The organism is Crocosphaera watsonii WH 8501 (assembly GCF_000167195.1).
GTDB classification, from domain to species: Bacteria; Cyanobacteriota; Cyanobacteriia; order Cyanobacteriales; family Microcystaceae; genus Crocosphaera; species Crocosphaera watsonii.
Genome location: NZ_AADV02000127.1, coordinates 1 through 12176, shown reverse-complemented (window position 1 = coordinate 12176; position 12176 = coordinate 1). Strand labels below are relative to the sequence as shown.

9 protein-coding genes and 5 pseudogenes are annotated in these 12176 nt (G+C 35.6%); 7 read left to right on the top strand and 7 right to left on the bottom strand.

Annotation, left to right across the window (positions count from 1 at the left end):
* Nucleotides 1-264: 264 nt before the first annotated feature.
* Nucleotides 265-465, top strand: a complete 201-nt coding sequence (locus CWATDRAFT_RS41985) for a pentapeptide repeat-containing protein (RefSeq protein WP_007307584.1) — start codon at nucleotides 265-267, stop codon at nucleotides 463-465.
* A 154-nt stretch (nucleotides 466-619) separates the two neighbouring features.
* Here CWATDRAFT_RS41985 and CWATDRAFT_RS40460 read toward each other — a convergent pair.
* A pseudogene (locus tag CWATDRAFT_RS40460) lies at nucleotides 620-1722 on the bottom strand (ISAzo13 family transposase).
* Between the two features lie 453 nt (nucleotides 1723-2175).
* Between CWATDRAFT_RS40460 and CWATDRAFT_RS24845 the strand changes: the two are divergent.
* The 5 genes and pseudogenes from CWATDRAFT_RS24845 to CWATDRAFT_RS34585 form a co-directional block, all read left to right on the top strand.
* Nucleotides 2176-2757, top strand: a complete 582-nt coding sequence (locus CWATDRAFT_RS24845) for a helix-turn-helix domain-containing protein (protein ID WP_007307585.1) — start codon at nucleotides 2176-2178, stop codon at nucleotides 2755-2757.
* A gap of 64 nt (nucleotides 2758-2821) precedes the next feature.
* A complete protein-coding gene (locus CWATDRAFT_RS24840) occupies nucleotides 2822-3463 on the top strand; it encodes a transposase (RefSeq protein ID WP_007307586.1) in 642 nt (213 codons plus the stop codon).
* Between the two features lie 27 nt (nucleotides 3464-3490).
* A pseudogene (locus CWATDRAFT_RS24835) lies at nucleotides 3491-4891 on the top strand (IS66-like element ISCwa4 family transposase); the annotation flags it as partial.
* A gap of 300 nt (nucleotides 4892-5191) precedes the next feature.
* Nucleotides 5192-5425, top strand: a pseudogene (locus CWATDRAFT_RS34590) (IS5/IS1182 family transposase); the annotation flags it as partial.
* Nucleotides 5426-5446: 21 nt separating this feature from the next.
* A pseudogene (locus CWATDRAFT_RS34585) lies at nucleotides 5447-5911 on the top strand (IS1634 family transposase); the annotation flags it as partial.
* 348 nt (nucleotides 5912-6259) lie between these two features.
* Here CWATDRAFT_RS34585 and CWATDRAFT_RS24820 read toward each other — a convergent pair.
* The 3 genes from CWATDRAFT_RS24820 to CWATDRAFT_RS24810 form a co-directional block, all read right to left on the bottom strand.
* On the bottom strand, nucleotides 6260-6853 hold the full coding sequence (locus CWATDRAFT_RS24820) for an REP-associated tyrosine transposase (RefSeq protein WP_007307582.1): 594 nt from the start codon (nucleotides 6851-6853) through the stop codon (nucleotides 6260-6262).
* Nucleotides 6854-6955: 102 nt separating this feature from the next.
* Nucleotides 6956-7681: a 16S rRNA (uracil(1498)-N(3))-methyltransferase gene (locus tag CWATDRAFT_RS24815; protein WP_007307581.1), complete on the bottom strand. Its 726-nt coding sequence runs from the start codon at nucleotides 7679-7681 to the stop codon at nucleotides 6956-6958.
* Between the two features lie 11 nt (nucleotides 7682-7692).
* Nucleotides 7693-7938 (bottom strand): hypothetical protein, encoded by a 246-nt coding sequence (locus tag CWATDRAFT_RS24810; protein ID WP_007312637.1) that lies wholly within the window; start codon nucleotides 7936-7938, stop codon nucleotides 7693-7695.
* Nucleotides 7939-8039: 101 nt separating this feature from the next.
* Here CWATDRAFT_RS24810 and selD point away from each other — a divergent pair, with 101 nt between their 5' ends.
* Nucleotides 8040-10271, top strand: coding sequence for a selenide, water dikinase SelD (gene selD / locus CWATDRAFT_RS24805; RefSeq protein WP_007307589.1), 2232 nt, complete (start codon nucleotides 8040-8042; stop codon nucleotides 10269-10271).
* 26 nt (nucleotides 10272-10297) lie between these two features.
* Here selD and CWATDRAFT_RS24800 read toward each other — a convergent pair whose 3' ends face one another.
* The 3 genes and pseudogenes from CWATDRAFT_RS24800 to CWATDRAFT_RS24790 form a co-directional block, all read right to left on the bottom strand.
* Nucleotides 10298-10714, bottom strand: coding sequence for a ribosomal maturation YjgA family protein (locus CWATDRAFT_RS24800; RefSeq protein WP_007307579.1), 417 nt, complete (start codon nucleotides 10712-10714; stop codon nucleotides 10298-10300).
* Nucleotides 10715-10747: 33 nt separating this feature from the next.
* Entirely contained in the window at nucleotides 10748-11485 is a 738-nt protein-coding gene (locus CWATDRAFT_RS24795) for an LmeA family phospholipid-binding protein (RefSeq protein ID WP_007307578.1), read from the bottom strand.
* A 92-nt stretch (nucleotides 11486-11577) separates the two neighbouring features.
* Nucleotides 11578-12024, bottom strand: a pseudogene (locus CWATDRAFT_RS24790) (photosynthetic reaction center family protein); the annotation flags it as partial.
* Between the last annotated feature and the right edge of the window lie 152 nt (nucleotides 12025-12176).

Genomic DNA, 12176 nt, shown 5'->3' with positions numbered 1-12176 from the left:
TTACCGCTTCTTATGACCGTTTCCCGCGTATTCTTTGTCTATTTAACCCCCATTTACCCAGATATCTGTGGACCAACTAAGTGACCAATTTTTCAGCCGATCTCATGGGCAGACTACGGATCGACTCTTCACGGACCCACTACAAGGGCAAATTAAGGATACGATTTTACTTACTACTTTTCTCGATGTTACTTAATTCTGCCGATTTACGGGGGCAGACTTAAGTGGGCAACTCTTACTGGTGCTTGTCTCAGGGGGGCAAATATGCGTCAGGAAAAAAAGAGCTACTACACTAACCTCCAAGCTGCCAACTTAGCTAGGACCGATTTTCAAGGGGCAAACATGAAAGGGGTTGATTTGAGTCGGGCTAATTTGATGGGGGCTAACCTCAAAGAAGCTAAGGTGATTTCCAAGAAAAAGTTTCCCACCCATTCTCAGAATCTGTTTGTAGAACATCTCAAATAAGCGAAAAGGGAAAAATAAAAAGTTGTTCGCGGATACTTTCCGCGAACAAAAACCTCCCTATCTAAAAGAAAGAAATACGCTAACTTTTAAATTAGCTTTGACTATTTTTAAAAAGGAAATTCACTTAATTTTACACTCTTATTAACTTTTTAGACTAACTGGGTCTAATCAAAATATCCCATTTAGGTAAGTGAGGATTACGTTCTAAACGTTTCTCAATTTCCTTCATCTCTTTTTTCGTTAAAGAAATGCCTTTTTGATAAACTTTTTTACTTAACTTAACTATCGGATTTAAGCCTTTCCATGTCATAGTTTTTACCCAAGCTAACATCGTTTGAGCATTTCTCAGAAGTGTTCCGTTCCAATGCCTCTCTAAAATTCCCCAACATCTTTCTATGGGATTATATTTACTGTGATAAGGAGGAAAATATAGTAATTGAATAGATTTCTTAGTTTGGTCGGCAAACTCTACCATTCTCTTCAAAAATTGCTTTCTTATTCCACTATTTTCTGGTCCATTATCAACTTTAATTTGGATGTTCTCTAGTTGCTGCTTTTCAGTTATACTCAGACTTGTCCACCATTGCTCCAAGTTATCTACCATGAAATCACTCGTTTTATAAGAACTTCCAAAAGTTACATAAAGTTGCCCTGTCTCTTCATCTACAATCCCACAAGGAACGTATTTTTCTTTAGTTCCCATATCATGATCTTGAGCTTGATTATAACCTCTGGTTTGTCCGCCACGTGAATATTCTCCTATTTCCACAGTTGCTTTACAATCCATACTTAAACGTTTCACAGAAGGGTCTTTTTTTCTATCTTTTTTCTCTATATTCTCGAAGATAGCGTCCGTCTCCGAGATTTTTTTTTAGGTTTAGCTTTTACCACTTTTCTTAATCGATAGCCCAAACGATTTAAAATATCTGCCATTGTCGAAGCAGCAGGAACCTCCTCTCCATTATATCCTAGATTTCTTAATTGTTTAATGGCTTCAGCCGCCGTTAATCTTGTATAGGCAATGGGGTTATTAAATGTGGGGTTTTGTTGTGCGTGAGCTTCGGCTATTTCTTTCAATGATTGGGCAACTATTGGGTATCTTTCCTCCCATTTTTTACATCCACTATTGACTGATTGTAATCCTAAACACACTATCCCAGTTCGTTTTTCATGTAATCCAAGTTGAACATTTTTTCTCCCCCAACCAAACACGATTTCGGTTTGTCTGGCACTTCCTCCACAATACTTGAGACACATTTCAGCTTGAAATGAACGACGCTCTGCTCCCGTCATTTTTGAGGCTGCTAAACGTAAATCATCGACCATCGACGGGTTTAAGGGATTATTTGTCTATTTTAGCTTCAATTTACTCTCTCTAATCTTTTTACCTCTTCATTTTAATCTATTTCTTCTGTTTTTTCAGACAAGCCAATTATGAAATTTTAAAGTTGTGTACCAAGATCTGCTAACTCTCTGTTCCTTTTATTTCTTGAAAGCCTTTAGTCCAAGCTATTACCCCCTATGGGAAAAGCTTTCTCGGAAATCACCTAAAATGGTTAAGGGAAGGTCTAATTCTTCGGACAATTGACGCAGTAATTTGACCATTTTGCCATGATCTTCGTAGCTTCCGTGAGAAAAGTTTAATCTAGTGCAGCTTGGCGAAAGTAATCCACCAGATTTTTACAGAAACTTTCGTGACTAGCCACGACAATGTGTTTCAATGAAACTAACGGAAGAATCTCGAAGTTGATGTCCATGATAAAAGCATTGCCAATTAACCTCTCCAACCTACAGAAAACAGTACTCCAACAAATAGTGAGAGGGACAACAAACCCCTATCGCCTTGTTAGACGAGCCAAGCTAATCTTAGCCGCAGCATCAGGAGAGAGCAATAGTTCGATTAGTCGAAGATTAGAATTAGACCGAGTACAAGTGCGTCAGTGGCGATCGCGATGGTTTGAGGAGAGAGAAAAACTGAGTGCCGCCGAAGAACAACAGGTAACGGAGAAAGCATTAATGGTCTTGATCAAAGGAATTTTAAGCGATCGCCCAAGACCTGGAACAACAAAATCCTTTACGGTCGAACAAGTAGTCCAGATTGTAGCGATCGCTTGTGAAGAATGTGAAAAATCAGACAGACCAGTGAGCCATTGGACACCTTCAGAGTTGGCGGATGAAGCCATAAAAAGAGGAATTGTCGAAAAGATTTCCCCCCGTAGTGTGGGGCGTTTTTTAAAAAGAAGCGACATTACAAGCACATCTCGTTCGGTACTGGTTAAATGGCAAAATTGATGATCCCTTAAAATTTAAAAAGCAAGTCAAATATATCTGTGAACTTCATCAAGAAGCTAAAACTTTGTTAGAACAAGGAATTCATTTAATTAGTACAGATGAAATGACAGGGATTCAAGCTCTTGAGAGATTATTTCCGAACAAAAGAATCAAGCCTAAACAAGTAGAAAAAATCGAATTTGAATATGAAAGACACGGAACTTTAAGCTTGATTGCGAACTGGGATGTGGCAAGAGGAAAAGTTGTTAGTCCCTCTATTGGACCGACAAGAACAGAACAAGATTTTTCTGAACATATCCAGAGAACGATTAAGATTGATGAAAAAGCAGAATGGATTTTTATTGTAGATAAACTCAACACTCATAAATCGGAAAGCTTAGTCAAATTAGTAGCAGAAAGCTGTGGAATTACTATTGATTTGGGGAGAAAAGGAAAGGAGGGAATTTTGCAATCTATGGACAGCAGAGCAGATTTTTTATCAGATGAATCTCATCGAATTCGCTTTGTTTATATTTCCAAACATACATCGTGGCTTAATCAAATTGAGTGTGGGTTTTCGATCTTAGTCCGGCGTTTACTCAAAAGAATTACTGTCCGTTCAACTGAAGAACTATCCCAAAAAATTCTCAATTTTATTGATTACTTTAATCAACATTTTGCTAAGCCGTTCGTTTGGAAATTTAAGGGCTTTAAAGATCATAAGTGACTGGTAGATTATTTTTGCTAAGCTGCACTAGTCAAGGCACAACAACAGTTATCTCTTCAACAAAGACTGATTGACCAGCAACAACAACAAATCTCTACACAACAGCAAGAAATTGAAAAATTGAAAGAAGAGAGAGATAAGCTAAAAAACCGTAACTCAAAAAACAGTTCAGTCCCCCCATCATCAGACCCACTAAAAAAGCCTTCTGACAAAAAGAAACGCAAAAAAGGATTTAAACGCGGACCAAAATATGACCACCCAGGGAAGACCCGTAATGGTTTTGGTCAGCCCGATAAGATAGTCACTTTAGAACTAGAAAACTGTCCTGTTTGTGGGGGTTCAGTGGAACGAGATGAAGTAGTTCCCGAAAAAGTCCAGCAAGTGGCTGAAGTAGTAGACCAACCCATAGAAATCAGGGAATATCGTCGCGGATTCTATAAATGTCCTAGTTGTGGATGGTCAGATTACAGTCCTGTTCCATTGGGAGTTAAAGAAGGATTCCGTTATGGGGCGCGATTAAGTAGCATCGTGGGCTGGCTTGGCTATGGGGGTAATCTTACATGGCGTAAACAGGAACATTTTATAGAGTATGTCTTTGGCATTCCCATTTCTCAAGGGAGCCTTGCCAAAATGCACAAATGGTTTCAAGAAAGTTTAGAACCCTTGACCCAACAGTGGTTAAAGTACATCCAGCAGCCAGGAATCCGATGTGTTGACGAAACCAGTTATTGCATCGATGGCATCAAGTATTGGGTTTGGGTAGCCACATCAAATGAGGTCTGTGTGTTGATGTTGGCTCCCACTAGAAGCTCCGCAGAAGTCGAGAAATTGTTAGGAGCAGATTTTAAGGGCATCCTCACCAGTGACTGCTATAGTGCCTACTTTAGACAAAGTGCGATGGCCAAACAGAAATGTCTGGCACATTTAGAACGAGAGTTAGAGTCCCTTAAAACCAGTCGTTTTCAAGCGAATCGAGAATTTGCTGCCGATGTACAGCAAGTTTTAGCAACCGCCCGTATCCATTATCGTCATTATCATGCTCGAAATTTAACCCTTGAAGACTTAGGCTCCAAAAGAACAGAAGTCGAGAACTCACTGCAAAAGATTTTTAAAGCAACTCCCAAAAAAGGATGGCCTTATGATGCACAAAGATTGATTAACCGTCTCAAACGTCATTGGGAAGAGTGGTTCACCTTTCTAACTTATCCTGAAGTCAAACCAGATAATAATGATGCTGAGAGAGCTTTACGTCCCATTGTCATTCACCGCAAAGTAAGTGGGGGGGCAAGAAGCGACTGGGGTGCAGAGTTAGTCACCCAAATGTTCAGTTTTTTAGAGACCATGAGATTACAGGGGCAAAATGCCATTGTCCAATTATGCGAATTATTTTCATTAGCTGGTCGGAGTCCCCCAGGATTAGAGATGTAAAAGGCTCCGGAGCCGATGGGGGATAGATTTTTCTTGATCCCCCTATCTCTCTGCACAAAAATACACAGGATTAGCGGATAATCTCCGCTAACAAAAAACTATCTTACTATTCTTTTTTTTCTCATATTGTTGTTTTTATTTGAGGTTTTTAAAAGACTTGATTCTGGGAATGTTAGTCATTAAAATAGCCGTAATAAATTAGCTTAAATTTTACGCTAAATCACAGGGCTTATATTTTTGTTGACTCAACTGATGTTGTTTGTAGTGCTTTTCAATAAGACTTTTTTGTTGCGGTGAGCAGTTACGACAAAACTCCCTGAAACCTCCATTACATCTATTGCTATTACATTTTTAGTTGTCAATCTTTCTAAACTTCTGAGGCAGTTTTTGTCGCTTTTTTTGTCCTTATTTACTAATAATAGAACAGGGGAACTCATCAAACCGCCTTTCATTAATTTTGATTATACTTTAAACAATTTTTATGTACTAAAACTTATTGATTTGTCAGAAAATTCTTGGTCAAAAGTGGCATAAATTTTGGAGAAACTTTTTCAGCAAACCCTAAGTAGAAAGACTAAAGAAGCAGGAAAATTTATTTTAGCAACTAACTTAGTAGAGGAAAATAAATTAGAAGCTAGTGAAATTCTGATAACTTATAAAAACCAGCAATCTACGGAAAGAGGATTTCGATTTTTGAAAGATCCCTTATTTTTTACTGATAGTTTCTTCGTTGAAAAACCAGAAAGAATAGAAAAAATGTTATTTTTAATGTCTTTGTGTTTGTTGATTTATAACTTGGGGCAAAGAGAATTAAGAAATTGTTTAAAAAGAGTCAAAAAAGGAATAAATAATCAAGTAGGGAGAGTAACATTGCGTCCGACTTTGAGGTGGATATTTCAATGTTTTTAAGGTATTCATTATGTGATTTTAAACGGAGTTAACCAAATTGTCAATTTAACAGAAGAAAGGCATTTTATATTGAGTTTGTTACCTGCATCTTGTCAAAGATATTATCTATAAATTGAATTGGATAAAGCAAAAATAATAAAAGAATAAGAGTCTAATGATATCAAATGAGAAGAGGAAACTCTCCTTCGTTTGTGCTGAGTCTTGCTAAGTTTTCAATGAGTATAAATCTTCTTAATTTGATTATTTTTCCTAAAAATTTAATGAAAAGAGAAATATTCTTGCCCAGGTATGATTTTCGGACTTTTTAAAACTATGTATTTTTTTATACTACATTTTGAAGTGCGGAATCTGGGTTTTAGTGCTTAACTCACGTCCGTAGTAAACCCTTTAGGGTTTTTTTGGACTTTTAACCCGAATAGGGCTAAAGCCCATACTACGGAACGGAACGGAACGGACATTTTAATCGTCCCATCCTTTTCCATAATCTCTAACAGGATAGTTTACCCATCCATCCCTCAACCATTCTCGTCCATAAACCTCTAAATACCAATGAAGACTACTCTCATTCCAATCATAAGGAGAATCTACGCAATTATGTTTAACCGGATTATAATGAATATAATTTAAGGTAGCTTGATAATGTCTTTCTGAACGGATAGCTCTATCAGAAAAACGGTACCATACTTTACGACCTCGTTGTTTATCTTCTAAATTCCATTGATAAGAAGTAGAACCATGAATTTTCTGAAAAATTGACCCAAGTTCTTGAAAATCATGAACATAAACTAAGAGATGGTAGTGGTTCATTAAAATAGCCCAGGCTGTAATTTCAAACCCACGATTAATAAATTGTTCAAATATCAGGTTTAATAATTGTTGACGACGGGATGAAGTGGTTAAAATGGATTGATGTCGATAACAAGCAGCCGTTAATAAATAAAAAGTTTCTATCTGAATGGGATGAGGAGGAGAATGAGGAGGAAAACCCCGTTCTAATCTTTGGTTAACCAGTTCTCGTCGCTCTTGTAAACTTAACTTATTATATTCATACATAATTGTCCGTAGTAAGAGCTTTAGCTCTTATCTTAACAGAATATAAACCCTAAAGGGTTTACTACGGACTATCACTAACTACATTGTCTATCTAATGATATTCTAATCTTGTAAGTTATATTTTTCTGCAACAGCACCAACCAAAGAAAGAGCAACCAAAGGTGCAGTAACAGCACGAAGAACCCTCGACCCAAGGTTAACCGGAATAAACCCCAAATCCTCAGCTTGATCTATTTCTTCTTCTGTCCAACCTCCCTCACATCCTGTCGCAATAATAACGGAATTAGTGATTTCTGGAAGTAGATAAGTTAGTAAATGTTTTGCTTTTTTTCTTGCAACACAAATATAACAATTTTTATTAGTGTTGTCCATATTGTTTAACGCTTCAGAAAAAGACATAGGTTCCATAATTATAGGAACTATTTGTCTTTCTGATTGTTCCGTCGCTTCTTTAACAATTTTACGCCAACGTTCTATTTTATGGGAACTAGGTTTTAATAAAGTTCGTTTAGTAATAATAGGAATAATGGTGTTAACTCCTAATTCTGTACAACTACGAATAACCTCATCAAATCCTTTATTTTTAGGTAAAGCTATCATCAATGTGACAGTAATAGGTAATTCTGTTTGTTCTTTTAATTCTTTGATGATTTCACCCTTATCCTGATTAAGTTTGACAAGATAGGTTTGATTGTGACCATCAATAACAATAAATTCACTGTCCTCTTTTAAGCGTAAAACGTTTTTTAAATAATGTTTTTGTTCAGGGGTAAGGTTAATAATTTTTCCCTGTTTTTGTCTTGGTTCAATAACAATACGATAGGTCAATGATTTATAATTTACTTATTTAAAACACGACAAATTAACTTACCAACCCCATCAGATTTAAAGGGAATAATCTCCCCTTCTTGGGTAATACGATGACCTTGACGACAATTATAAATCTCTATAGGTCTTGTTTCTTGATCAATTTTAACAGCAGCACGATATTCCCAATAATTTTTAGCACTTCGCTTGATTTTAGTAATACAAATTTGCTGACCATTAATTTGACGACAAAACTCAGCTTTAGCCGATGAAGTCATTATAGTCCAATTAGTGACTATTAAACCAAATATCATAATAATTTTTAACACTTTTTTCTCCTAAATTGACTAAAATAAAATTATTCATTGTTTAGTTTCTCATGAAATCCAATTTAACACAATTAACTCATAATTTAGTTTTGATCGGTGGGGGTCATAGTCATGCTATTGTTCTAAAATTGTGGGGAATGAACCCTATTCCTGGGGTACATTTAACCCTAATTACTGATAGAACTCATACTGCTTATTCGGGGATGTTACCGGGTCAAGTTGCCGATTTTTATAGTTTTGAAGACACCCATATTGATCTACGGTGTTTAACTCAGTTTGCTCAGGCTAATTTTTATTTAGATACTGTTAAAGACTTAGACTTAGAAAATAAGCAAATTATTTGTGAAGAACATCCCCCTATTGCTTTTGATTATTTATCTATTGATATCGGTAGCGTTCCGGCAAAAAACAGCATTTTAGGAGCCTCGGATTACGCTATTCCTGCTAAACCAGTTAGTCAGTTTTTAACTGCATGGGAAAAGATAAAAACAACCGTTGAGAGTCATCCTAAACAACCATATAACCTAACAATTATTGGCGGTGGTGCAGGGGGGGTAGAATTAGCTTTTAATATGAGAACTTGTCTGACTAATATTCTAGAAAATGTCAAGGAAAAGATAGATAAGTTAACCATTACTTTGATTCATAAAGGTGATGGTTTATTAACAGGACATAATCATTGGATTAGTGAACGATTGCAATTCCTTTTATTAGAAAATGGCACTAATATTTATCTCAATGAAACTGTGATCGAAATCAAGGCTAATTCTTCTCGTAATTATACAATAAATTGTAGTTCTGGACTAGAAATACGATCAGATTGGGTATTTTTAGTTACTCAAGCTTCTGCACCTCAGTGGATAGAAAAGACGGGACTAAGGACAGATAAAAAAGGATTTATTTTAGTTAATAATTATTTACAATCTGTATCCCATTCTTATATTTTTGCGGCGGGGGATATTGCCACAATAGAGAACTATTCTCGACCAAAAGCAGGGGTTTTTGCTGTCCGTCAAGGTCAACCTTTATTTAATAATTTACAGTCTATTATTTTAGATAATAAGTTACAAGCTTATTCTCCTCAAAAATTATATTTAAGTTTAATTGGGACAGGAAATAAAAAAGCGATCGCCTCTTGGGGAAAGTTAAGTTTAGAGGCAGATTGGTTATGGACTTGGAAAGATAATATTGATCGAAAGTTTATGAAGAGATTTAAAGATTTTTCTCCTATGGAATCTCAGATAAAAAATAATAATTTTATACCTTGTAATGGTTGTGGTTCTAAAGTGGGAATTTCTATATTAGAAAGAACATTAAAAAGATTGAAAATTGATCAAAATTCAGAAATTGTTATTGGTTTAAACTCTCCTGATGATGCAGCCATAATTGATATTAGTAAACAAGAATTATTAGTACAAACCATTGACTATTTACCCATTTTTGTTAGTGATCCTTTTATTTTTGGACAGATTACTACTAATCATTGCTTAAGTGATTTATGGGCAATGGGAGCTAAAGCTCATAGTGTTTCTGCTGTGGTAACATTACCCTATGGGTTTGATTCTATTATTGAAGAAATTTTATATCAATTACTACAAGGATGTCTCAAAATTTTGAGTAAAAACCAAATTTTTTTAACGGGAGGACATACCTTACAGGGAGAAAAATTAGGCTTTGGTTTATCTTGTAATGGCTTTATTTTACCTAACCAAATTTTACAAAAAAGTGGGATGCAAACCGATGAGAAACTCATTATAACCAAACCATTGGGAACTGGAACATTATTAGCAGCAGAAATGAAATACAAAACGAAAGGATACTGGATAGATAATACCATAAAATCTATGTTATTATCTAATAAAAAGGCCTCAGAAATCTTCTTAAAATTTGAAGCCTCTGCTTGCACAGATATAACAGGATTTGGATTAGTTGGTCATTTAATAGAAATGATGAAATCATCTCAAGTTTCGGTAGAATTAAACTTAGATAAAATTCCAACTTTAATAGGGGCAATAGAGACGAGTAAACAAGGTATTACCAGTTCTTTATACCCGAAAAATTTAGAAAATAACACTTATTTAAACAGTGAGCAAGATATGGAAAATAACCCTAAATTTTCTCTTTTATTTGACCCTCAAACCTCTGGTGGTTTATTAGCTTCTATCCCCGAAAAAAATAGCGATCGCTGCTTGCAAGAGTTAGTCAAAGCTGGTTACACAGATAGTCAAATTATTGGTAAAGTTGTCAAAAAAAGTAATAATATTAGTTGTTTATTAACTTGAACTATTTATTATGATGTTGTCTTAATTCATCCTGTTAAATGGGATTTATAACTTAGTTTCTCAATGAACTTTAACCATAACCACCCCAATAAACAACCGATTATATAATGAGGAAAATCCCACCAAGAAAAAGTAGTCCCTAATAATAATTTACCCAAAATATGAGAACGGATTAAAGCCAATATAGGAGGATTCCACAGTTGTAAAATTTCTAATAGACAGGTAATAATAAAAACATAAATAGGAATAAGTTTAATAGCTTTTTTGCTAGAAAAGAAATAAAAGGCCAATAAACACCAAAAAACTTCATACCAAATAGCTGCACCATAATCATTTACCCAGACACTACCTATTCCTTGATAATACTTAGAATATAAACCTATGGGAACCACCAAAAAGATTGAGAGAAAAACTAAGAGATGTTTCCTGGTTAAAGTTTTCATAAGTTAATCGGATAAATTTACCACAATCCCCCGTCAAAACTCAGGAAAATGAGTCATTCCTGCTTCAGCTTGCAAATGTAAAGCACCTTGCTTTATATTAAATTGTTCAACTTTGAGAGAAAAACCATCAACTTTGAAATTTTTTAAATTTAAGATATTTTTTGCTTCTTGTAAAATTGGATTGAGTAAAATTGACGATAAATTAGGTTCTTCTAAATATTCGATCTCATCAATAATAATTCCTTGCCCTGAGCGACAAATTTCTGGTTTAATTTCCAAGCTAACATTCTTATTATCTTGATTATCTTCTCGTTTAACTATCCCTTGAATAAGTATCTTTCCTGTGTCTAACAGGTTACATTTTACCTGTTTTAAGCTAACCTTAACAACTTGCTCATCAATAACAATCTCATTCTGTTTTTTTCTTAGAATTGCTCGATCTAATACCCTTGTAATATCTTTTTCTTTCAACAAAACACAAGCTTTTCCATGGCTGGGTTGGGTTAACTGAATGTTACCTGTTAGAGCTTTAAAGGGACTAACAGCAATACTATTCAATGTAATATTAATACTTTCCATTCTCAAGGCATTTTCGACCATTAACCCTTGACAATCAATAACCAATGATTCGAGGGTTCCTTTAGCCAATAAATTCGGATCAGTTTTAACTTTTACCGCTAGTTTATCTCTTTTTTCTAGCTTAGTAGATAAAGCAACTTCGGCAATTTTATTAATGGTTTTTTCCCCTAAATTATCAAGCTTGAAAAACATAGGTTTAAATTCTTCTTTGGGTGAATAAGTTAAAAAGAAGCCCCACAAAGGGGGCTTGATATTATCTAATTATTAAACAACCTGTATGTTTCTTAGAGAGCGTTACCGCGAGGTAATACTTCTTCAGGGAATACAAAGTTTTGATGGGGTTGGTCTTGAGGAGCCATCCAAGCTCTGAGACCTTCGTTTAATAAAATGTTTTTGGTGTAGAATGTCTCGAATTCGGGGTCTTCTGCTGCCCGTAATTCTTGAGAGACAAAGTCATAAGCACGTAGGTTTAAGGCTAAACCAACGATACCAATGGCACTCATCCATAACCCTGTTACAGGTACGAATAACATGAAGAAGTGTAACCAACGTTTGTTGGAGAAAGCAATTCCGAAAATCTGAGACCAGAAACGGTTTGCAGTCACCATGGAGTAGGTTTCTTCTGCTTGAGTAGGTTCAAAAGCACGGAATTTGGTAGCGTGTTCACCATCTTCAAATAGGGTGTTTTCTACTGTTGCACCGTGAATAGCACAGAGTAATGCTCCACTTTTCGGAAAAGCTAATACCATTATTTAGAAAGGGTGTGATCTTACACCTGTGGATCCTTCGTTACCACGAGGATGCGACTGAAAATTCACGGTACTCCTGAAGCTCAGGCGGCAAAGAACCACGCTAGACGGACACGAGATCGATTCTATCGATC

What these genes read in the sequence shown, in the direction of transcription:
- selD (WP_007307589.1), top strand. Translation starts at nt 8,040, where the DNA reads ATGAAATCCAATTTAACACAATTAACTCATAATTTAGTTTTGATCGGT.
- CWATDRAFT_RS24795 (WP_007307578.1), bottom strand. Translation starts at nt 11,485, where the DNA reads ATGTTTTTCAAGCTTGATAATTTAGGGGAAAAAACCATTAATAAAATT.
- CWATDRAFT_RS24810 (WP_007312637.1), bottom strand. Translation starts at nt 7,938, where the DNA reads ATGACTTCATCGGCTAAAGCTGAGTTTTGTCGTCAAATTAATGGTCAG.
- CWATDRAFT_RS24800 (WP_007307579.1), bottom strand. Translation starts at nt 10,714, where the DNA reads ATGAAAACTTTAACCAGGAAACATCTCTTAGTTTTTCTCTCAATCTTT.
- CWATDRAFT_RS41985 (WP_007307584.1), top strand. Translation starts at nt 265, where the DNA reads ATGCGTCAGGAAAAAAAGAGCTACTACACTAACCTCCAAGCTGCCAAC.
- CWATDRAFT_RS24845 (WP_007307585.1), top strand. Translation starts at nt 2,176, where the DNA reads ATGTGTTTCAATGAAACTAACGGAAGAATCTCGAAGTTGATGTCCATG.
- CWATDRAFT_RS24820 (WP_007307582.1), bottom strand. Translation starts at nt 6,853, where the DNA reads ATGTATGAATATAATAAGTTAAGTTTACAAGAGCGACGAGAACTGGTT.